Source organism: Candidatus Manganitrophus noduliformans, assembly GCF_012184425.1.
Lineage (GTDB): Bacteria > Nitrospirota > Nitrospiria > SBBL01 > Manganitrophaceae > Manganitrophus > Manganitrophus noduliformans.
Map to the genome: position 1 here is coordinate 247,652 of NZ_VTOW01000003.1, position 21,977 is coordinate 269,628.

General features: G+C 58.4%; 20 protein-coding genes. 14 read left to right on the forward strand and 6 right to left on the reverse strand.

The features are described 5' to 3' along the window. Positions 1–2: 2 nt before the first annotated feature. From metG to tmk, 3 genes are read right to left on the reverse strand one after another with little or no spacing between them, the layout of a single operon-like run. Positions 3–1,979, reverse strand: coding sequence for a methionine--tRNA ligase (metG, locus tag MNODULE_RS15770; protein WP_168061606.1), 1,977 nt, complete (start codon positions 1,977–1,979; stop codon positions 3–5). Continuing rightward, positions 1,976–3,064 carry a DNA polymerase III subunit delta' gene (holB, locus tag MNODULE_RS15775; protein ID WP_168061608.1) on the reverse strand — a complete coding sequence of 363 codons (1,089 nt, stop codon included), beginning with the start codon at positions 3,062–3,064 and terminating at the stop codon, positions 1,976–1,978. The genes metG and holB overlap by 4 nt, the downstream gene beginning before the upstream one ends. Continuing rightward, a complete protein-coding gene (gene tmk / locus MNODULE_RS15780) occupies positions 3,042–3,668 on the reverse strand; it encodes a dTMP kinase (RefSeq protein ID WP_168061610.1) in 627 nt (208 codons plus the stop codon). The genes holB and tmk overlap by 23 nt, the downstream gene beginning before the upstream one ends. A 154-nt stretch (positions 3,669–3,822) precedes the next feature. On the opposite strand from tmk, the gene MNODULE_RS15785 reads away from it, so the two are divergent. Next, positions 3,823–4,818, forward strand: coding sequence for a YheT family hydrolase (locus MNODULE_RS15785; protein WP_168061612.1), 996 nt, complete (start codon positions 3,823–3,825; stop codon positions 4,816–4,818). A gap of 57 nt (positions 4,819–4,875) precedes the next feature. Here the strand turns inward: MNODULE_RS15785 and MNODULE_RS15790 are convergent, their stop codons facing one another. From MNODULE_RS15790 to MNODULE_RS15800, 3 genes are all read right to left on the reverse strand, one after another. Beyond that, positions 4,876–5,307: a type 2 periplasmic-binding domain-containing protein gene (locus MNODULE_RS15790; RefSeq protein ID WP_168061614.1), complete on the reverse strand. Its 432-nt coding sequence runs from the start codon at positions 5,305–5,307 to the stop codon at positions 4,876–4,878. A 146-nt stretch (positions 5,308–5,453) separates the two neighbouring features. Next, positions 5,454–6,533 carry a hypothetical protein gene (locus tag MNODULE_RS15795; protein ID WP_168061616.1) on the reverse strand — a complete coding sequence of 360 codons (1,080 nt, stop codon included), beginning with the start codon at positions 6,531–6,533 and terminating at the stop codon, positions 5,454–5,456. A gap of 487 nt (positions 6,534–7,020) precedes the next feature. Beyond that, positions 7,021–7,254 carry a hypothetical protein gene (locus MNODULE_RS15800; protein ID WP_168061618.1) on the reverse strand — a complete coding sequence of 78 codons (234 nt, stop codon included), beginning with the start codon at positions 7,252–7,254 and terminating at the stop codon, positions 7,021–7,023. A gap of 232 nt (positions 7,255–7,486) precedes the next feature. Between MNODULE_RS15800 and MNODULE_RS15805 the strand changes: the two genes are divergently transcribed. The 13 genes from MNODULE_RS15805 to era all read left to right on the forward strand — a co-directional run bounded on the left by MNODULE_RS15805 (position 7,487) and on the right by era (position 21,913). After that, a complete protein-coding gene (locus tag MNODULE_RS15805; RefSeq protein WP_168061620.1) occupies positions 7,487–8,332 on the forward strand; it encodes an amidohydrolase family protein in 846 nt (281 codons plus the stop codon). Between the two features lie 158 nt (positions 8,333–8,490). Continuing rightward, a complete protein-coding gene (glmU, locus tag MNODULE_RS15810; RefSeq protein ID WP_168061622.1) occupies positions 8,491–9,975 on the forward strand; it encodes a bifunctional UDP-N-acetylglucosamine diphosphorylase/glucosamine-1-phosphate N-acetyltransferase GlmU in 1,485 nt (494 codons plus the stop codon). 40 nt (positions 9,976–10,015) lie between these two features. After that, a complete protein-coding gene (gene glmS / locus MNODULE_RS15815) occupies positions 10,016–11,845 on the forward strand; it encodes a glutamine--fructose-6-phosphate transaminase (isomerizing) (RefSeq protein WP_168061624.1) in 1,830 nt (609 codons plus the stop codon). A gap of 65 nt (positions 11,846–11,910) precedes the next feature. Beyond that, positions 11,911–14,175 (forward strand): ATP-dependent helicase, encoded by a 2,265-nt coding sequence (locus MNODULE_RS15820; RefSeq protein ID WP_168061626.1) that lies wholly within the window; start codon positions 11,911–11,913, stop codon positions 14,173–14,175. A 30-nt stretch (positions 14,176–14,205) separates the two neighbouring features. Then, positions 14,206–14,493: an Asp-tRNA(Asn)/Glu-tRNA(Gln) amidotransferase subunit GatC gene (gatC, locus tag MNODULE_RS15825; RefSeq protein WP_168061628.1), complete on the forward strand. Its 288-nt coding sequence runs from the start codon at positions 14,206–14,208 to the stop codon at positions 14,491–14,493. A 70-nt stretch (positions 14,494–14,563) separates the two neighbouring features. Further along, positions 14,564–14,929, forward strand: a complete 366-nt coding sequence (panD, locus tag MNODULE_RS15830; protein ID WP_168061630.1) for an aspartate 1-decarboxylase — start codon at positions 14,564–14,566, stop codon at positions 14,927–14,929. Then, positions 14,926–16,389 (forward strand): Asp-tRNA(Asn)/Glu-tRNA(Gln) amidotransferase subunit GatA, encoded by a 1,464-nt coding sequence (gatA, locus tag MNODULE_RS15835; protein ID WP_168061632.1) that lies wholly within the window; start codon positions 14,926–14,928, stop codon positions 16,387–16,389. Before panD ends, gatA begins: the two co-directional genes overlap by 4 nt. After that, complete coding sequence (locus MNODULE_RS15840; RefSeq protein ID WP_320412482.1) at positions 16,386–16,823, forward strand: gamma-glutamylcyclotransferase family protein; 438 nt, start codon at positions 16,386–16,388, stop codon at positions 16,821–16,823. Before gatA ends, MNODULE_RS15840 begins: the two co-directional genes overlap by 4 nt. A 67-nt stretch (positions 16,824–16,890) precedes the next feature. Next, positions 16,891–18,321, forward strand: a complete 1,431-nt coding sequence (gene gatB, locus MNODULE_RS15845) for an Asp-tRNA(Asn)/Glu-tRNA(Gln) amidotransferase subunit GatB (protein ID WP_168061636.1) — start codon at positions 16,891–16,893, stop codon at positions 18,319–18,321. A gap of 110 nt (positions 18,322–18,431) precedes the next feature. After that, positions 18,432–19,709: a phosphopyruvate hydratase gene (gene eno, locus MNODULE_RS15850; protein WP_168061638.1), complete on the forward strand. Its 1,278-nt coding sequence runs from the start codon at positions 18,432–18,434 to the stop codon at positions 19,707–19,709. 55 nt (positions 19,710–19,764) lie between these two features. Beyond that, positions 19,765–20,490 carry a hypothetical protein gene (locus MNODULE_RS15855; RefSeq protein ID WP_168061640.1) on the forward strand — a complete coding sequence of 242 codons (726 nt, stop codon included), beginning with the start codon at positions 19,765–19,767 and terminating at the stop codon, positions 20,488–20,490. 165 nt (positions 20,491–20,655) lie between these two features. After that, entirely contained in the window at positions 20,656–20,946 is a 291-nt protein-coding gene (locus MNODULE_RS24785) for a septum formation initiator family protein (RefSeq protein ID WP_168061642.1), read from the forward strand. 82 nt (positions 20,947–21,028) lie between these two features. Then, entirely contained in the window at positions 21,029–21,913 is an 885-nt protein-coding gene (gene era, locus MNODULE_RS15865; protein WP_238339597.1) for a GTPase Era, read from the forward strand. Positions 21,914–21,977: the final 64 nt, after the last annotated feature.

Sequence of the window (21,977 nt, forward strand, 5' to 3'; positions counted from 1 at the left end):
TCCTACTTAATCCGCGTCCCCGGCGGGATCTCTTCGAGAAAGGTCGCCAGTTCCAAAACCTCCTCCGCCCCCGCCGCTAGCAGCATCCCCTGCGACTCCACCCCCATAATCTTCGCCGGCTGAAGATTCGCCACCAGCACAATCCGCTTTCCGATCAGCGCCTCCGGCGCATACTTCGTCCCGATGCCGGCGACGACCTGCCGCTCCTCCGAGCCGAGCGTCACGCGCAGCTTGAGCAGCTTCTTCGATCCGGAGACCTTCTCGGCGGCGAGAATCACCGCCACGCGCAGATCGATCTTGGCGAAGTCATCGTAGGGAATGGCGGGCTTAAAACCGGCCGGGGAGGCCGGGGCACTCTTTTTCTCGGCAGGGGCTTTTTCAGTGGGGGTGGGAGCGGCGGCGGTCGGTTCTTTCTCCAATGTCTTCTCCGTCTTTTTTTCGATGCGTGGAAAGAGCGACTTTCCCTTGGCGATCGGCTGCTCGGCCGGCAGCCGGCCCCATTGCGCCGCCTCCTTCAGAGAGATCCCCTCGAAGAGAGAGGGAAGCCCCATCTGCCGCGCCATCTCCAAGGCTGTCGCCGGCATGAATGGAGAGACGAAGAGGGTGACGATGCGAAGCGCCTCGGCCGTATGGTAGAGGACCGTCTGCAACCGCTCCGCCTTGGCGGGATCTTTCGCCAGGACCCACGGCGCAGCCCCCTCGATATACCGGTTCGCCTGATTGACCGCGTCCCAGATCTCGATCAACACCTTCTGAAATTCCAGCCGCGCCAGCAGCACATCGACCCGCGCCGGCAGCGCCTCCATCTTTCGGCGCAGATCGAGATCTTCCGCCTGCTTCCCCTCGTGCGCGGGGGGGGTGCGGCCGCCGGTGTAGCGCTCCAGCATCGTCAGCGTTCGCGAGAGGAGATTGCCGAGGTCGTTCGCGAGATCGCTGTTGATCCGGTTGATCAGCGCCGTCTCGGAGAAGTCGCCGTCTTGGCCGAAGGGAACTTCCCGGAAGAGAAAATAGCGGAACGGATCGACGCCGTACTTTTCGATGACGTCGCCGGGATGAACGACGTTGCCGAGGCTCTTCGACATCTTCTGCGCATTGAGCGTCCACCAGCCGTGCGCGAAGAGGGTCTTCGGCAGCGGGAGGCCGAGCGCCATCAAGATTGTCGACCAGTAGACGGCGTGGGTCGTCAGGATATCTTTTCCGACGAGATGCAAATCGGCCGGCCACCATTTTTGAAAACGGGCCGGATCGGTGGCGTAGCCGGGGATCGAGATGTAGTTGACGAGCGCGTCGATCCAGACGTAGGTGACATAGTTCGGATCGAACGGAAATTCGATTCCCCACGGGAGGCGGCTCTTGGGGCGCGAGATGGAGAGATCGGTGAGCGGTTTTTCCAAAAATCCCAAGACCTCGTTGCGGCGGCTCTCCGGACGGATGAAGTCGGGATGATCGCGAATGTATTGCCGGAGTCTGTCTTGGTATTGTCCCATCTTGAAGAAGTAGTTCTGCTCCGAAAGATGCTCCACCGGCCGGCCGCAGTCGGGGCACTTCCCGTCGACCAGATCTTTCTCGGTCCAGAACCGCTCGTCGGGGAGACAGTACCATCCCTCATAGCTGCCGGTGTAGAGTTCCTTCTTGTCTTGAAGTTCTTGGAGAACGGCCTGGACGACCCGCTTGTGCCGGTCTTCGGTTGTACGGACGAAATCGTCGTTGGAGATGCCGAGCTTCTTCCAGAGCGCTTGAAAGCGAACGACCGTCTCGTCGGCATGCTGCTGCGGGGGGACGTTCCGCTTCGCCGCGGCCTGCGCCACCTTCTGCCCATGCTCGTCGGTGCCGGTGAGAAAGAAGACATCATGTCCAAGCAGCCGGTGGTAGCGGGCGAGGACGTCGGCGGCGATCGTGGTGTAGGCATGGCCGATGTGGGGCTCGTCGTTCACATAATAGATCGGAGTGGTCAGGTAGAACTTTTCTTTCGAGGTCATCCGGAGGCCTTCTGTTTTTGGCTCAGCACTTTGTCTCTTAATTGCATCAGGAGGGTTTCGAGGGCGAGCTGGCGGTTGACGTTGCGGACCTGCGCCTGGTAAATCTCTTGAATGTCGGCCAGGAACGATCCGACTTCGTGTGAATTCATCCGCGTCGCCCATCGCCGGATCTCCTCATGGCGCCAGCTGTAGACGAGCCAGGAGGGATCGAGGATTTCCGGGTTCGGGACCGATTGCAGCACCAGGACGTCGCGGAACCAGGCGGAGAGATAGTGGAGCGATTGGGCCATGACCGCTTCATCCCGGGAATGGGCGGTGGCGGCATCGAAGAGCGCGTCATAATCGTTGAGGGTCGTCTCGGAGACGAGGGTGTAGAGCGCCGCTTCGAGCTCCCGCGCCCCTTCGATCTCCAGCGAGAGCGCTTCCCCCAGATCGCCGCCGGTGAGGGAAGCGATCAACCGGGCTTCCTGCGTCGAGCATCCTTTCCGCTCGGTCAAAAGGCGCTCCACCTGCGAGAGGGAGAGGGGATAGAAGGAAATTTTTTGGCAGCGGGAGAGGATCGTCTCCGGAAGGGAAAAAGGTTTCGAGGTGACCAAGATCAGGATGGCATGGCTCGGCGGCTCTTCCAAGGTTTTCAAAAGGCCGTTCGCGGCGGCGGCGTTCATCTTGTCGGCCGGGTCGATGATGACGATCCGCTTCGGCCCGTCGAGCGGCTTGTAAATGATTTTATCCTGCAGGGCGCGGACCTGCTCGATCTTAATCGAGGCTCCTTCCGGTTCGATGATCGTCAAGTCGGGATGGTTCTGCGCGGCGAATTTCTGGCAGGAGAGGCATCGATTGCACGGCTCGATCCACCCTTCCGATTCCCCCTCCGGCATCTGCCGCTCGTGGCAGAGGAGCGTCTGCGCGAAGGTGAGGGCGACGGTGCGCTTGCCGATCCCCGCCTCCCCCATAAAGAGGAGGGCATGGGGGACCTCCTCGGAGAGGAGCATCGATTGCAGAATATCGAGCGCCCGCGGGTGCCCGATAATATCACGAAAGCCACCCTGAAAAGCGGGCTTGTCAGGGGACCCGGAAATAGTCATCCACCGCCTCCTTAATTTTTTTTGCGATCTCTTCGACACCGGCGTCGGTCCGGATCACCCGGATGCGGCGCGGATTTCTTTTGGCCAGATTGAGATAGCCTTTTCGGACCGATTCATGAAACTGAAGCGCTTCCTGGTCGAGCCGGTTGATTTCCTCTCGTCCCTTCAATCGGGCGAGACCTTTTTTGACATCGATATCGAGCAGCAGGGTCAGATCGGGGGAGAGCCCCCCCGTGACGAAGCGGCCGATCAGCTCGATCTCCCGCTTCGAAAGGCCCCGGCCGTATCCCTGGTAGGCATAGGTGGCGTCGGCGAATCGATCGCAAAGGACGACCTTCCCCTCCGCCAGGGCGGGGAGAATCACCTCTTTCAGATGCTGCGCGCGGCTGGCGAGGTAGAGCAAGAACTCGGTTTTGGCGTCCATCATCTGATTTTTGGAGTCGAGAATGAGCGAGCGGATGGCGTCGCCGATCTTGGTGCCGCCCGGCTCGCGCGTCCGAACGACGGGGTATCCTCGTGTTTCGAGGGCGTGGCCGAGGATCGCCATTTGCGTGGTTTTCCCGCTCCCTTCGACCCCTTCGAATGTGATAAAATGCCCCTTCATACAACCTCCGAAACAATCATCATAATGGAGGGGTCACTAAAATGCAATTAGGAATTAGGAGTCGTTCAATTAGGAATCAAGAGCGAAACTTTTCTTCCTGAATTCGATTCCTCATTCCTAATTTTCAGATTCGTAATTGATTGTCGGGTATTTTATGCAGCACGACAACTTTAACCCGGCCTGGTGGTGTCCCGGCCCGCATCTGCAGACCGTCTGGCGGCGGCTCTATGGGGAGATTCCGACCGTCACCCTCCGGCGGGAGCGGTGGGAGACCCCCGATGATGACTTTCTCGATCTCGACTTCTTCGATCCCGATCCGGCGAAAGAAGGCGTCGGGCCGGTCCCGACCGTCTTGTGCCTCCATGGTCTGGAAGGCTCTTCCCGCGCGAAGTATATTCTCGGCATGCTCCGGGAGGCGAACCGGCTCGGCTGGCGGGGGGCGGCGCTGAATTTTCGGTCGTGCAGCGGGGAGATCAACCGGCAGCGGCGGTTTTACCATTCGGGGGAGACGACCGATATCGATTGGGTCGTCCGGCGGCTGATCGAACGCTTTCCGGGCTCTCCCTTCTTTCTGATCGGCTTCTCGCTCGGAGGAAACGTCCTCCTCAAATGGCTCGGCGAGCAGGGGGAGAAGGCCCCCGATCCGGTCCGGGGAGCGGCGGCGATCTCGGTGCCGTTCGATCTTGCCGAGGCGGCGCGGAACATCGACCGCGGATTCAGCCGGATTTACGGCAAGGTCTTCTTAAGAACGCTCAAGGAGAAGGCGTTGATCAAAGAGCGGCAATATCCCGGCCTGGTCGATCCGGCGCGGCTGCGGCGGATCGCCTCCTTCGCCGCGTTCGACGATCAGGTGACCGCGCCGGTCCATGGATTCCGGGACGGCGTCGATTATTGGACGAGCACCAGCTCGAAAAAGTTTCTCGATGCGATCCGCCGGCCGGTCCTCCTCATCAACGCCCAGAACGATCCCTTCCTGCCGCGGGAGTGTCTTCCTTTCAAAGTCGTCGCGCAGTCGAAATGGCTCACGGCCGATTTTCCTCCTTCCGGCGGCCACACCGGTTTCGTCGGAGGTTCCTCGCCCTGGAAGGTCCGTTATTGGACTGAAGCGCGCGCGTTTGCTTTTCTCTCGGCGGTGCGGGATCGCTCGTAACATCGGGGATCAATCGCGTAGGAGGGAGCGTTCGGGGGTTGTCCGGACAGGGGAGGCTTACTTCGTAATCTTCAGGACTTTGACTTTATCGACCGGGGCATTGGCCGAGACATAACCGACGGCGTCGGCGTTTTCCGCGACATAGGCTAGCACGTCGGCGTCGGATGATTTTTCGGGAGGGGGGACGTCGCGGCCGGAGAAGATCTTCTGCCGCCAGTAACTGTTGATTGCCGTCACCGATTTTTCATGGATTTCTTTGGAGAACTTTTCGCGGATCGTCGAGGCGGTGACCTGATCGACCGGGAGGGCCTTCCGCCCGTTTTCCCACTGTGTCACCTTTTTCAAGAACAGATCCGAGATCTGCTCCTTCGTCAGGGAAGAGATGCCGTTGGAAGGATTCACAACGATCTTGAATGAGGCGGTCTCTTGCGCCGAGGCGGCGCCGATCATCAAGAGGCGCATGACCAGCGCCAGAAGAACGATTTTCATCGAAAGACGATCCCTTCGATCTTATGATGGAGGAGGAGATCGTCCATCGATCTCCCCCTCACCGACTCTCCAGGTTCAGACCCCCGGAATCATCCCTACCTTATCTAAAAAAGGCTCGCCTGTCAAAGGTGGAGCCGTTTCCACGATTAGAACAGAAAAGAGATGCTGGTGGCGTAAAGCCGCCATTCCTCTTCGGGGGAGGGGTTATCCGCCGCGGCGAGAAGGGCGGTGCCTTTGATAAAGTGGACATCCGCCTTCCAAACCAGAAAATGGGTCACGTTGTAGTTGAAGCCGACGGTGAGATCCTTTTGATAATCGGCGGCGGTGTTCACTTCGCGCCGGCGGGGATAATAGACATCATAACGGACCACCGGCATCAGGCGCTCTGCGATCATGTAGGTCGCTTCCACATAGTAGCCGAGCCGTCGGGGGTCTTTCGGGTTCTTCAGCTCACCCTGGTGGTAATGCAGGCCGAGCTCGCCGCGTATGTTCAGCCCGATGGGAGAGAAGTATTCGATCGACGGAATGTAGGTGGTCATCCGAATCCGCTGTCCGGCGGTCGCCCCGGTGTCGGGCATCTCGGTGCCGGAAAAGAGGCTCTGCCCGAAACGGAGGACACGGTTCGGTGAATTCAGCCAGAGACGGGCGCCCGTCACAGATTCGTATCGACGGGTGTTTGTCGAGTGATTGAAGTAGCTCGTTCCCCCGAAGAGGTCGTATTCGATCTCCATTCCGAGGGCGGAGGTTCGGCCGCTGAGCCCCACCCCTTTGAAGGTCGCCGGGCTGAACTCGGTGGCCTCGGCATAGAAGGCGGGAAGGAGGGAGAGGGGCAACATCGGGTAGACGTCCCGCATCTCGTTATAGATCCCGATCGGCGCCGGGATTTTCCCGAACTTCAGATGGGCCTGATCGTTGAAGATATATTCGCCGAAAGCCCACTCCAGCATGATCATGTCGTCCAGCTGGGAGGAAGAGAACAACTCCAGCCAGACATGAAAACGCTCGGCCGGGTTTGCTTTGATCAAGAGGTTGTAGGCGCCGAAATCGAAGGTCCCCCTCGAATCGGTGCCGAGGAATTCGTTCTCGCTGGTTCTGAGATACCCTTGGGTTCCGAAGGCGTCGATCCGCAGCCGATCGTTGACTTCGAAAGACCATCCCATCTTCGGAAGCGAAACAAAGAGCATTGCCGCTACGATCAGCTGTAACAGGAATTTCGGTGGTCGCATTCTCTCCTCCATTTCAGTTTGGATTGAATCGAAGGTCCGCGCTTTTCAAAGCCGGAGCCTATCCTGAGCTGGAATATACCGCTCAAGGGCCTGAGATAGCCGCTTGCGCGCTTGACGCCATCCCGGCCGGAGATACCTAGGACGATACCTTAAAGCAATAGTGGTGCCAAGAATGGCGGATGTCGGATAGGTTCTTTTTCTTCAACAATTCCAATTGCGAAGGGAAGAATCGAACGGATGGCCGGGAGAAGGCCGGCAACCTTAGAAGTTTAAACTTGTGGAGGCGATTTCACAGCGAGTGACATTTTGGGGCAAAGGGGGAGTGGATGTTCCATAAAGAGGACGGAAGGCGACCCGGAGGGGTTCATCAATAAAACCGGGTTTTTTAAACCGGTTCACGCGTGGCTCACCGGCGCGTCGTCGCGCCGGTGAGCGTCCGCATTGTTCGAAAAGAGGAGGAAAGGTGATCCGGTCCGCTCAAAGCGTTTTACGGAATGGGTTGAGCGACCGGCTTTCTGGCGGACAGTTGATGAAGCCGGGCCATCGGGAGGGCAGGGCGTCTTGTCACCTTTTTTATCATCAGCTTGGCCGATCTGGGCGCCCGTTTTTTTCTCATCGTGCGGGGGGGAGGAGTGATGGCCGTGTCCCAAAACCAAACAAGGTTGCTGAAAAGAAAGGCCGCCAGGATGAACCATCCAAACCCAATCGATTGGAGCATCATTTTCTCCTTTATTGAAAGTCTCGGTAAGAGTAACGGCATCGGGTCGGCCGGATTCCGGCAGATTGAAATTCGGTCCGATCGCGATGCCGGATCACCCTATCAAATTTGATTTTTAAGGGATACGGGGTGTTTTCTAGATTGACTTTAAAAAAGTTACAAGCCGGAAGTGTTTTCGGAGGAATTCGAGAAGAGAGTTATGGTACAATCTCGGAATTCTTAGGAGAAAGCAGCCATGCGGGCGATCGACATGCATGTCCATCCCGGGACCAGGGAGTATCTGGTCGATGCCGGGGGGAAATATCTTTCCGACGCGCTTCACTATTTTCACCGGCACGACGCCGTCGTGAGCATCGAGGAGATGGCGGCGTATTATCGCCGGCTCGACATGATGGGGGTGTTGCTCGCCTGGGATGCGGAGACGCATACCGGCTTGCCGCCGGTGACCAACGACTATGTTGCCGGCATCGTTCAGAAGTATCCCGACGTCTTCATCGGCTTTGCCGGCGTCGATCCCTGGAAAGGGGCCCTGGCGGTTCGCGAGTTGGAGCGGGCGGTCAAGGCGCTCGGGCTGCGCGGATTAAAATGCCATCCGATCATCCAGGCCTTTTATCCGAACGATCGGAAGTTTTATCCGCTCTGGGAATGCTGCGAAGGGCTGAAGATTCCGCTGCTCCTTCATACCGGGACGACCGGGGTCGGGGCGGGGGTCCCGGGGGGGAACGGCCTGAAGTTGAAATACGCCCGGCCGATTCCCTGCATCGACGATATCGCCGCCGATTTTCCCAACCTGACGATCATCGGAGCGCATCCTTCGTGGCCCTGGCAGGAGGAGATGCTGGCGATCGCCGTTCATAAGACGAACGTTTACATCGACCTCTCCGGCTGGTCTCCGAAGTATTTTCCCCCTTCGCTGGTGCAGCATGCCAACAGTCTGCTTCAAGATCGGGTCCTCTTCGGTTCCGATTACCCTTTTCTGACCCCCGAACGCTGGATCGCCGATTTCGAGAAGGCAGGGTTTAAACCGGCGGTGTGGGAGAAAATTCTTTTTGGAAATGCGAAAAGGCTGCTTGGGTTGTAGGCGGCTTCCCTTTCCGAGTTCGGGGAAAAAAATATTGCAAGCAGCCTGAAAAGTCAGGTATATTGTCTCGTTTGCATCGATTGTATTACCCTGATGGTCCTTTGCATCCCGTTTTGAAGCCGATTTGAACGATTCTGAAGGTCTAAACTGATCCAGCCATGAAAGACGGAAAGAAAAAGGGGGGGCATCACCCTTCAGCGCCGCGACGAAACAGCCGAAAGAGAGGAATCGCTGCGGGTAAACCTGGGGAATTTCCGCGTCCCTCGGGCGAACGGGCGGCGATTGTTCTGGCGGCCGGCCAGGGAAAACGGATGAAGTCGAAGCGGGCGAAGGTCCTTCATCCCCTCGCCGGGGTGCCGATGCTCTTCTACGTTCTCGATCTGGTCAAGCGGCTGGAGATTCAGCGGACCTTCGTCATCATCGGCCATCGCGCGGAACAGGTCTCCGAGGCCGTTTCATCATGGGGAGTGACCTCCCTTCTTCAAGATCCCCCTCTGGGGACGGGGCATGCCGTTCTCCAGGCGAAGAAAGCGCTCGAAGACTTTTCCGGCTCGGTCTTGATCCTCAGCGGCGACACGCCGCTTCTGCGGCCGGAGACGGTGCAGCGGCTTTGGGAGGTTCATCAAAAGGAGCGGGCGACGATGACCCTTCTGACCACGCGCCTGGCGAACCCCCATGGGTACGGCCGCATCCTCCGAAAGAAAAACGGCGCGATCTCCAGGATCGTTGAAGAGAAAGATGCCACGCCGGCGGAGCGCTCGATCCAGGAGATCAACACCGGGGTCTACATCATCGAAGCGCCGTTTCTCTTCGATGGGCTCGGGGAAGTCCAGCCGAACAACCAGCAGAAGGAATACTATCTGACCGACCTGATCGGGATCGCCGCCCGCCGGGGGGAGCGGCTCGCGGGTGCTGCGGCCGATCCGGACGAGGTGATCGGGGTGAACAGCCGCGCCGATTTGGCGACGGCCGAGGGGACGCTCCGGAAGCGGATCGCCGCCCGCTGGATGGCCGAAGGGGTGACGATCCTCGATCCTTCCCACGTCCGGATCGACGCCTCGGTGGAGATCGGACGCGATGTGGTGATCCATCCCGGCGTCGCTTTGGAGGGGAAGACGAAGATCGGTGAAGATTGCGTCCTGCACGCCTGCCGGATCGAGAACAGCCGCTTAGGAGAGCATGTCGTTGTGAAGGATTACAGCGTCATTGAAGAATCCGAGATCGAATCGGGCGCGTCGATCGGCCCCTTCGCCCATCTCCGGCCCGGAACGGTGCTTCGGAAGGGGGCCAAGGTCGGAAACTTCGTCGAGATCAAGAAGAGCGAGTTGGGGGAGGGTTCCAAGGCGAACCATCTCAGCTATATCGGGGACGCGGTGATCGGGAAAGAGGTCAACATCGGCGCGGGGACGATCACCTGCAACTACGACGGCGAAAAGAAATACCAGACGATCATCGAAGATGAAGTTTTTATCGGAAGCGACACGCAGCTGGTGGCGCCGGTCCGGGTCGGCGCTGGCGCGTTGATCGCCGCCGGCTCGACGATCACACGAGACGTCCCGCCGGAGGCGCTCGCGATTTCACGCATCCGGCAAGAAAATAAAGAAGGCTGGGTCCGTCGGAGAAGAAAAAAACGGGCGGAGTGAGGCGGGAGCCTTCCGCCGTCCGTCATTTGGAGTCGTTCATATGTGCGGCATCATCGGTTATATCGGGGAGAAAAACGTCGTGTCGATTCTGGTCGACGGGCTTCGGCGGTTGGAGTACCGGGGGTATGATTCGGCCGGGATCGCGTACTTCTCGGACGGGGCGTTGGAGGTGAAGCGGTCGGTCGGGAAACTCGCCGCGCTCGAATCGACCCTCTCGGGCATCCCGCCGAAGGGCTATTTAGGAATCGGCCACACCCGGTGGGCGACCCACGGAAAGCCCTCCGAGCAGAATGCCCATCCCCACCGGGCCGGCTCCTTGGTCGTGGTTCACAACGGAATTATCGAAAACTACCTCTCGTTGAAAAAGGGTTTGCAGTCCGAGGGGCGGGTTTTCACCTCCGATACCGATACCGAGGTGATCGTCCAGCTCGTCGATCACCTTTATCAAAAAGGAATGCCGCTGGAGCAGGCGGTCCGGACCGCCATTGAAAAGATGGTCGGAAGTTATGCGATCTGCCTGATCTCCGAGAAAGAGCCGGAGAAGATGATCGTTTTCCGGTCCGGCTGTCCGCTGGTGATCGGGGTGGGAGACAAAGAGTTTTTCGTCGCCTCCGATATCCCTGCTTTTTTGAGCCACACGCGCGAGGTGATCTTCTTGGAAGATGGGGAGCTGGCCGTCCTCTCCCGGAACGGCGCGGAGATCTCCGACCTCAAGGGAGCGCTCCTCTCAAAGAAGAGCCAGCATATCTCATGGGACCCGGTGATGGCCGAAAAGGGGGGCTATCGCCACTTCATGCAGAAAGAAATTCACGAGCAGCCGCGGGCGATCGTCGATACCATCCGCGGCCGCGTGGCGCAGGAGGCGGGGGAGGTTTACCTCGACGAGATCGGCTGGTCGGAGAGCGACCTTCAAAAATTCCGGCGGGCGATCCTCGTCGGTTGCGGCACCTCCTGGCATGCAGCGCTCGTCGGAAAATTTTTGATCGAATCGCTCTCCCATCTTCCGGTCGAGGTCGATATCGCGTCGGAGTTTCGCTACCGAAATCCCCGGCTCTTGGAGAACGATCTTCTGGTCGCGATCTCTCAATCGGGAGAGACGGCCGACACCCTGGCGGCGCTCAAGGAGGCGAAATCCAAAAAGGCCCGGACCCTCTCGATCTGCAACGTGGTCGGCAGCAGCATCAGCCGGGAGGCGGAGACCGTTTTCTACACCCATGCCGGTCCCGAAATCTCCGTCGCCTCGACGAAGGCTTTCACCACCCAATTGACCGCATTGACCCTGTTGGCGATTTATCTCGGCCGTAAACGGGGAGTTCTTCCGGAAGAAGAAGGAAAGCGGTTGATCCATGCCCTCGTCCATCTTCCGAAGCAGATCGAGGAACTCCTCCGGCACGAAGAGCGGATCGCGGCGATCGCGAAGCACTTCTTCCGGCACCGCGACTTCCTCTACCTCGGCCGGGGGATCCAGTACCCGGTCGCCTTGGAGGGGGCGCTCAAGTTGAAGGAGATTTCCTATATCCATGCGGAAGGCTATCCGGCGGGTGAGATGAAACATGGCCCGATCGCCCTGATCGACGAGAACATGCCGGTGGTCATTCTGGCGCCGAAGGACGACGTTTACGATAAGATCGTCAACAACGTGATGGAGGTGAAGGCGCGCGGCGGGATCATCATCGCTTTTGCGGAAGAAGGGGACAGCGAACTGGCCTCCCTGGCCGATGAGATTTTCTATGTCCCGAAGATTCATCCCCACGTCAGCCCGATTTTGATGACGATCCCGCTCCAGTCGCTGGCGTATCATATCGCCGTGCTGCGGGGGAGCGACGTCGACCAGCCGAGAAATCTGGCGAAAAGCGTGACGGTGGAATAATATCCGGATGTAGGGCGAACCTGTCTGTTCGCCCCGCCTAGAATAAAGGACGAAAGGATTTTCGATTGACTGATCTTCTCAGTGGTTTGAATCCAGAGCAGCGCGAAGCGGTCCGGCATACGGAAGGGCCGCTTCTTATTTTGGCCGGCGCCGGAAGCGGCAAGACCCGCGTGATCACCCACCGAATCGCTTATCTGGTCGAGCAGCGCGGCGTTTCGCCCTCCGCGATTCTCGGGGTGACCTTCACCAACAAAGCCTCCGAAGAGATGCGGGAGCGGATCGCGCAGCTGGTTTCGCCGGAGAAATGCCGGCGGCTGACGATTTCGACCTTCCATGCGGCTTGTCTCAAGTTCCTTCGGCGCCACATCCATCTGCTCGGCTACAAGAACGACTTTTTGATCTACGATGCCGGCGATCAACTCGCCCTGGTGAAGGGGTGCACCGAGGCGCTGTCGGTCAATGAAGATCTCTATCCGCCGCGGACTTTTTTGACCCGGATCAGCCAGCTGAAGCACCAGTTGATGAGCCCCGCCGAATTCGCGGAGAAGGGGGCCGACTACGGTCTGGACGACAAGCTCAAGAAAGTGTATGCCCTCTACCAGGAACGGTTGATCGCCGCGCAGGGGCTCGATTTCGACGATCTGCTCGGGTTGACGATCCGGCTCTTCGAGTCGGTCCCGGAGGTCTGCCGGCGCTATCGGGAACAGTACGAATATATTTTGGTCGACGAGTATCAAGACACCAACCCGGCCCAGTATCGGCTGATTCGGCTCCTCACCTCGGAGCGGCGAAATCTCTGCGTCGTCGGCGACGACGACCAGTCGATCTACGCCTTTCGCGGGGCCGACGTCGGAAACATCCTCAGCTTCGAGCGCGATTTCCCCGACACGAGGGTGGTGATCCTCAACCAGAATTACCGGTCGACCCGGACGATCCTGGCGGCGGCATCGGCGGTGATCGAGAACAACACCAAGCGAAAATCGAAACAGCTCTTCACCGAGAACCCGACGGGGGAGCCGATCCTCTGGTCCCAGGTCGAAAGCGAGGAGGAAGAAGCGGGCTTCGTTCGCGACACGATCCGGGGCTTGGTCGATCGGGAAGGACGAACCCTTTCCGACTTCTGCATTCTTTATCGGACGAACGCCCAGTCGCGCGTGATGGAAGAGGCCCTTCGCAACGCCGGCATTCCTTACTTCATCTTCGGCGGCCTTCGATTTTATGAGCGGAAGGAAATCAAGGATCTCATCGCCTATCTCCGGCTGACCGTCTATCCGGAAGACGCACTCAGCCTCCGGCGGGTGATCAATCTGCCGCAACGGGGGGTGGGGGCGACTTCTCTGGATCGGCTCGCGACCTATGCGGAGACACACGCCCTTTCGTTGTACGATGCCATCGGCCGAATTGTCTCTGGGAGCGACGCGATGCTTCCCGATCAAATCGAGCTGACCGGCGGGGCGAGACGGGGCCTCTCGGCTTTTTATCAGTTTATTGAGGCGATCCGAATCGTCTCCGAGAGCCAACCGTTATCGCAGGTCGTCCGTTATCTCATCGAAGAGCTTCATTATCTCGATTATCTGAAGAAGGAATTCACGACGGAGGCCGAAGGGCGGATCGAAAACGTGATGGAGTTTATCGACGCGGCCGATCAGTTCCATCCGATCGTCGACGAGGAGGAGCTTTCCGGCGTGGCCGAAACCGAGCGTCCGACCGACCTGAAGGCCTTTCTCGACCAGATCGCATTGGTCTCGAATGGGGATGAACGGGACGCGAGCGGCGGCGGGGTGACGCTGATGACGCTCCACTCGGCGAAGGGGCTCGAATTTCCGGTCGTCTTTCTGATCGGGATGGAGGAGGGGCTCTTTCCCCACTCCCGGTCGCTCACCGATCTTCGGGAGATGGAAGAAGAGCGGCGACTCTGCTATGTTGGAATGACCCGTGCGATGGAGCGGCTCTACCTCGTCAGCGCCGCGCACCGGCGGCTCTACGGCAGCGCTCAGTGGAACGCGCCGTCCCGATTTATTCAAGAGCTGCCGAAGGAGGGGATCACGATCGTGAGCCGCCGGCCGGCCTTCCGTCCGGAGGCGGACGGCCGCCGCGCGCAGAGCTGGCGGGTCAAGAAAGAGTCGGACGATCCGGTCTATAACGACATCCAGGAAAGCGAGGCGGGGCTCTTCCCGGTCGGCGCGATGGTCCGCCATCCGCTCTTCGGAATCGGCCGCGTCCAGCGGTGCGAGGGAGAGGGAGAGGGGGCGAAAGTCACCGTCGCCTTCTCCTCGGCCGGGACGAAGAAATTGGCATTGAAATATGCTAGACTGGAAAAATGTTTGTAAAAAATCAGCGGGTGATCGGGGGAAAATAAAGTGAAAATCAGTCGGGAAGAGGTGTTGCACGTCGCGAAGCTGGCGCGGCTGGAGTTGTCGTCTGAAGAGATCGAACGGTTGACCGATCAGCTCAGCAACATCCTCACCTATGTCGAGAAACTCAATCAACTCGACACAAAGGAGGTCGAACCCACGTCCCATGTCATGTCGATCTCGAACGTCTTTCGAGAGGATCGCGCGAGACCGTCGCTCCCGGTTGAAAAGGTCATGCAGAACGCTCCGGATGCGGAGGGACCGTTCTTCCGCGTTCCGAAGATTATCGAGTAGTTGTTTCATAAATAATAACATCGGGATGGGTGAACGGTTTTAACGCCTATCCATTATAAAGAGGAATTGGATGTTAAGACAGATGTTACGATCCAAAATTCACCGGGCCACCATCACGGAGTCCGAGTTGGATTATGAGGGAAGCATTACCATCGATCAGGGATTGATGGCGGCGGCGGGGATGCTCCCCTATGAGCAGGTGATGGTCTCCAATCTCAGCAACGGCGAACGGTTTGTGACCTATGCCCTGCCGGGAGTGAAAGGCTCCGGCACCATTTGTCTCAACGGGCCGACGGCCCGAAAGGGAGTGGTCGGGGACAAGGTGATCATCTTCTGTTATGCCGCTTATAACGAGGAAGAGCTCAAAGGGTATCAGCCGAAGGTGGTCAAGGTGGACGAAAAGAACCGAGTCGAAGCGATCAGGAGCGGGATTTGAACTGGGTGGAGTTAACCGCGCATGAGCTGCATGACGCGCTGAAGAAGAAATCGGTCTCTGCGAAGGAGCTGGTGGACGCTTTCTACGCGCGGATCGAATCGGTCGAAAAGGGGGTCCGCGCTTACAACACCCTCACTCAGAAAGAGGCGCTCGCGCAGGCCGACCGGATCGATCAGGCGATTGCGCGCGGAGAGGCGATCGGTCCGCTGGCCGGCATCCCGATCGCCCTCAAAGACAACCTCTGTCTCGAAGGAGTTCGGACGACCTGCTCTTCTAAAATCCTCGACGGTTATCGCCCCCCCTATGACGCAACGGTGGTTTCTTCTTTGAAAAAAGCGGGGGCGATCTTTCTCGGAAAGACCAACATGGATGAGTTCGCCATGGGCTCCTCGACCGAAAATTCGGCCTTTGAGAAGACAAAGAACCCCTGGGACCTCTCCCGGATTCCGGGGGGGTCGAGCGGCGGATCGGCCGCGGCGGTGGCCGCCTCGGAGGCGACGGCGGCGTTGGGGTCCGACACCGGCGGCTCCATCCGCCAGCCGGCGGCCTGCTGCGGGGTGGTCGGGTTGAAGCCGACCTACGGACGGGTCTCCCGATACGGTCTGGTGGCGTTTGCCTCATCGCTCGATCAGATCGGCCCGCTCACCAAAGATGTCACCGACACGGCGACCCTGATGAACGTGATCGGCGGATACGATCGGTCCGATTCGACCTCGGCCGATCTTCCGATGCCCGACTTGACCCGCGCTTTGAGACGCGACGTTCGGGGGATGCGCCTCGGCGTTCCGAAAGAATATTTCATCGAGGGGATGGACCCGGAGGTGGAAGGGGCGGTCGCGCAGGCGATCGAGACGCTCAAGAAGCTCGGGGCGGAGGTGAAGGAGATCTCGCTTCCCCACACCGAATATGCCGTCGCGACCTATTATATCTTGGCGACGGCGGAGGCGAGCTCCAACCTGGCGCGCTACGACGGCGTCCGGTACGGTTATCGGGCCCCGGAGGGGCGCGATTTACTGGAGATGTACATGAAGACGCGGGCCGAGGGATTCGGGCAGGAGGTGAAGCGGCGGATCATGCTCGGGACCTACGCTCTCTCCGCCGGCTATTATGATGCTTATTATAAAAAAGCCCAGCAGGTCCGGACGTTGATCAAGCGCGATTTCGACGAAGCCTACAAAGCAGTCGATGTCATCGTCACCCCGACCGCGCCGACCCCGGCGTTCCGCTTCGGGGAGAAGACCGCCGACCCGCTCCAGATGTATCTTTCCGATATCTTCACGATCTCGGTCAACCTCGCCGGCATCCCGGCGATCTCCCTCCCCGGCGGTTTCTCCAAGGGGGGGCTTCCGATCGGCTTGCAGATTTTGGGTCGCGCGTTCGACGAAGAGGGGATTCTTCGCGTCGCCTACACCTTTGAACAAGAAACGGAATTTCACACACGGAGGCCGTCGCTGTCGTGATTTATTTTGCCTACGGATCCAACATGGATCATGAGCAGATGCAAACCCGCTGTCCCGGACACCGCGTGATCGGTACGGTACGGCTGCCGAATTACGCCCTCGCCTTTACGCGGTGGTCCCGATCGTGGAACAGCGGGACCGCCGATATCCTTCCGGAGCGGGGAAAGGAGATCTGCGGCGTCCTTTATGATTTGACGCTGGATGACCTGAAGCGGATGGATAAGTTCGCCGACTATCCGAATTCCTACATCCGCCAGGATGTCTTCGTGGAGATGGATGGGGAGACCCTTCCGGCGCTGACCTATGTGGCGATCCGTCAAGGCGTTTTCCTTCCCTCCCGGTCCTACCTGAGTAAAATGATCCAAGGGGCCGAGAAGAACAAAGTTTCGGAACGTTATCTCGGTTTTTTGAAATCGCTCCGAACGCATGATTGAAATGAACCTGTAGTAGGGGCGACGCGTGCGTCGCCCCTACGTCGTCATTTATAGTAGGATGATTTGAATGAAGTACGAAGCTGTCATTGGGCTTGAAGTGCATGCCCAGGTGTTCACCGAATCAAAAATCTTCTGCGGCTGCAGCACGAAGTTCGGCCAGCCGCCGAACAGCCAGACCTGCCCCATCTGTTTAGGCCATCCGGGGGTCTTGCCGGTGCTCAATCGGAAAGTGGTGGAGCAGGGGATTCGGATGGGGCTGGCGACGCATTGCAAGATCGCTCCTTATGCGCGCTTTGCGCGGAAGAACTATTTTTATCCCGACCTGCCGAAGGGATATCAGATTTCGATGTATGAGCTGCCGCTCGCCGAGCACGGCCTGGTTGAGATCGCCGTCGGCGGGAAGATGCGGGAGATCGGGCTGACCCGGATTCACATGGAAGAAGATGCCGGGAAAAATCTTCACGAGGGGATCGAGGGGGCGAGCCATGTCGATTTGAACCGGGCGGGGGTCCCTCTTCTGGAGATCGTCAGCGAGCCCGACCTTCGGACGCCGGAAGAGGCGGTCGCCTATCTGAAGAAACTCCGCGAGATTCTGGTCTATACGGGTGTTTCCGATGCCGACATGGAGAAGGGAAATTTCCGTTGCGACGCCAACGTCTCGCTCCGGCCGGCCGGAAGCGAAAAGTTCGGCACCCGGGCCGAGATAAAAAATATGAACTCCTTCCGATTTGTCCAAAAAGCGATCGAGTACGAAATCGCGCGGCAGGAGAAAATTTTGGAGGAGGGGGGAAAGGTCGTTCAGGAGACCCGGCTTTGGGATGCCAAGAGCGGAATGACCTTTTCGATGCGAAGCAAAGAGGAGGCCCATGACTACCGCTACTTTCCCGAGCCCGATCTGGTTCCCCTCGCCGTCGATCAGAAATGGATCGATGAAATTGCGGCGACCCTGCCGGAGCTTCCCGACGCCAAGCGGAAACGGTTTGTCTCGGAATACCAGATCCCGGAATATGATGCGGTGATCCTGACCGGTTCGCAGGCGCTGGCCGCTTTCTTCGAAGAAACCGTCCGGCTTTATCCGAAGCCGAAGAACGTCAGCAACTGGGTGATGGGGGATCTTCTCCGGGAGCTGAACAATGAGAATAAGGAGATCGGCCAGGCGCAGGTCCGTCCCCGGCAGCTCGCGGCGATGCTGAAGATGATCGAGGCCGGAACGATCAGCGGAAAGATCGCCAAGACCGTCTTCGAAGAGATGTATCGGAGCGGCGCCGATCCCGAAAAGATCGTCGAGGAGAAGGGGCTCGTCCAGGTGAGCGATGAATCGGCGCTCGAAGGGGTGATCGACGAGGTGATGACGGCGAATCCGAAAGAGGTCGAGGGTTATCGGGCCGGCAAGGAGAAGCTTCTCGGATTTTTCGTCGGACAGGTGATGAAGCGCTCCGGGGGAAAGGCGAACCCCGGAAAGCTGAACGAACTGTTGAAGAAAAAATTGCAGACGTAGGGGCGATCCTTGTGATCGCCCTGACTGCGAAACGATTGAGACCGGGCGAATACACGGTGGAACAGTGCAGGCAAGATTCGCCCCTACGAATTTTGGGTGTGGAGGTTCGAATGAGTCAAATCGCTGATGTGCATGCGCGTGAGATTTTAGATTCCCGCGGCAATCCGACGGTCGAAGTGGAAGTGTTTCTCGAAAGCGGCGCCGTCGGCCGGGCCGCGGCCCCTTCGGGAGCGTCGACCGGGGAGCGGGAGGCGCTGGAGCTTCGCGACAAAGACGCGAAGCGATACCATGGGAAAGGGGTCCTCAAGGCGACCGAGAACATCCGCAAGAAGATCCGGCCGGAGATCATCGGCCTTTTTGCCGAAGAGCAGGCGTCCCTCGATGAAGCGCTGATCAAGCTGGACGGGACCCCGAACAAGCGGTCTTTGGGGGCGAATGCGATCCTCGGCGTCTCCCTCGCCGCGGCGAAAGCGGCCGCGGAGGAGCGGGGAATGGCGTTTTATCGTTATCTCGGGGGGCTCGGGGCGCGGGAGCTTCCGGTTCCGATGATGAATATCATCAACGGCGGCGCGCACGCCGACAACGGTCTCGATTTTCAGGAGTTCATGATCATCCCGGCGGGGGGAGCCACCTTTTCGGACTCGCTCCGGATGGGGGTGGAGATTTTCCACAGCCTCAAATCGGTTTTGAAAAAGAAGGGGTATACCACCGCGGTCGGCGATGAGGGAGGATTCGCCCCGGCGGTCCGGTCGCACAAGGAAGCGTTGGAAATGATCATCAGGGGGATCGAGGAGGCCGGCTACCGGCCTGAGCGGGATGTGCTGTTGGCCCTCGATGCGGCGGCGAGCGAGTTCCACGAAAAGGGGAAATATCATCTCAAATCCGAGGGGAAGGCGTTTTCTCCCGAAGAGATGGTCCGCTATTATGAGGAGCTGATCGATCTTTTTCCGATCGTCTCGATCGAAGATGGGCTTTCGGAGAACGATTGGAAAGGGTGGAAGATGCTGACCGAGCATTTGGGGAAACGGGTCCAGCTGGTCGGCGACGATCTCTTCGTCACCAATGAAAAGATCCTGGAGAAAGGAATTCGGGAGGGGATCGGAAACGCCGTCCTGATCAAGCTGAATCAGATCGGCACCTTGACCGAGACCCTCAATACGATCGGGCGGGCGAAACAGGCGGGATATGGTACAATCGTTTCACATCGGTCGGGAGAGACCGAAGATACGACGATCTCCGACCTGGCGGTCGGCACCGGGGCCGGACAGATCAAGACCGGCTCGCTCTCCCGGACCGATCGAACCGCCAAGTACAACCAACTCCTTCGAATCGAAGAGGAACTGGGCGATGCGGCGGTGTTTCGAGGGAAAAACCTTTATTTGAAATAACGCGAGGCGTTCGGCGTCACCCCTCCCGTTATTTCGATCCAATAGGGGAGGCGGAATGGGCGTCGCGGGGCGAGGCGGGGGTTGTGTAAGGTCGAGGGAAGGACGGTTATCGCACTTTCTTTTGTTGGTCTCGGGATTCTTTTTTCTGATCTGGGCGCAGGAAGCAAGGGCGGGGGTCATCGGAGAGCCGACCGCATCGGGGAAGCCGAACACCCTTTCCCAATTCAACCTCGAATATGATCTGGTCCAGCGCGACATGGACGCCGGCCAAAACGGGTTCGGCGGGGAGGCGACGAGCGAGCGGATCCTCCTCCAAGGGGTCTACGGGCTGACCCATTTTGTCGATCTCTATCTTCGGGTCGGCGTCGCCGATCTGGAGACCGGTCCCCGGAATTTTCAAGGAGACTTCGGGATCGCCTTCGGAGGAGGGGGACGGTGGACCCTCTTCCAAAAAGACAAACTCAAAATCGGCGCCGGAATTCAATTTCTCGAATTCTTCAGCCGGGACGGCGGGTCGGCGGCGCCGAAGGTCACCTGGACCGAGATCGAATCGTTCCTGGGCGGATCGCTCCAGGGGATGGAGCAGTTCGTCCCCTACTTCGGTCTCCTGCTTTCGAAGGCGCAAGGGAAATTCGAAGGAGGCCCGACGATCCGATCGGACGACTTCATCGGTTTTTTCATCGGCGCTGAATTCAAGATTTACGGAAACTATTATTTCTCGAGCGAGGCGCGGATCATCAACGAGAACTCCCTCACGCTTCGGCTGAACTATCACCTTTAAAGGCGAATAGACGTGAGGGGCGAGGCGTAAGGGGTCAAGTCGAAAGATTTAAAGACCTTCATCTTTTACCCCTCACGCTTCTAATGGCCGCTCCATTTTCTAGGCTACACGCCTAACACCTCACCTGTGCTCTCTCTTATGAGGAACCGGACAAAAGGGGAAGTCGTGCATCGGCAGACCCGTCTGAAACGCCTCTTTTGCGCGATGGCCCTCGTCGCCAACGGCTATCTCCTCCTCTCCCTTCTTTTCGGCGAAATGGGGCTGCTGAAATTCATCAAGATGAAGCAGACCTATGCGCATTTTCGGAGAGAGAATGAAGCGCTCCGGGAGGAGAATGAAAGGCTCGGCCGGCGGATCAAGACATTAAAGACCGATTCCGATGCCATTGAGCGGATCGCCCGGGACCGTCTGGGGCTGGCAAAAGAGGGAGAGCTGATTTATGAATTTTTTGACTGAGGGGAATCCGATCTAAATCGGGTGACCGTTTTATGATTGAGGCGATCCGAAGGGTGGCCTCTTCTTTTTTGTGGTGATGTCGATGTCTTACCGTTCAGGATTTATCGCGATTATCGGGCGTCCCAACGTCGGGAAGTCGACGCTGCTCAATCACCTCTTGGGTCAGAAGGTTTCGATCATCTCGGACAAGCCGCAGACGACCCGCAACCGAATCGTCGGCGTGAAGACCCTTCCCGAAGGGCAGATGGTCTTCTTTGATACCCCCGGAATTCATAAGGCCCGGAACAAGCTGAACCAGCGGATGGTCCAAACGGCGATCGGATCGCTTCAGGAGGTTGACCTGATCTTTTTCATGGTCGAGCCCGATCCGGAGCCGGGGGAGGGGGACCGATTCATCGCCGAACACTTGCAGCAGATCAAGACGCCGAAGGTATTGGTGATCAACAAAATCGATCTTGTGAAGAAAGATCGATTGATTCCGCTTCTTTCTTTTTACAACGAGCAGACCCAATTTTCGGAGATTTTCCCGATCTCCGCCCTTACCGGGGAGAACATCGACCGCTTGGTTCCCATCGCCCTCTCCTATCTCCCCGAAGGAGAGCCGATTTTTCCGGAGGATCTGGTCACCGATCAGCCGGTCCGTTTTTTGGCCGGCGAAATCATCCGCGAAAAGGTCTTCCAAAAGACCCACGAAGAAATCCCCTACGCCGTCGCCGTCTACATCGATACGTTCAAAGAGGAGGAAGAGAAGAATCTCATCACGATTCAGGCGACCCTTTTTGTGGAGCGGGACTCCCAGAAAGGCATTTTGATCGGGCAGAAGGGACAGATGCTGAAAGAAATCGGAAAACAGGCGAGGGAAGAGCTGGAAACCCTCCTCGGGACCCGCGTCTTCCTGGAGCTCTGGGTCAAGGTCAAGAAGGGGTGGGGCAAGAATGACGCCTTCTTGACCGAAATGGGATACTGAAGGTTTTCTCCGCCAGACCCTCTCGGTCTTTATCCTCCTTTTTATAGGGTATTTTCTTATCAAA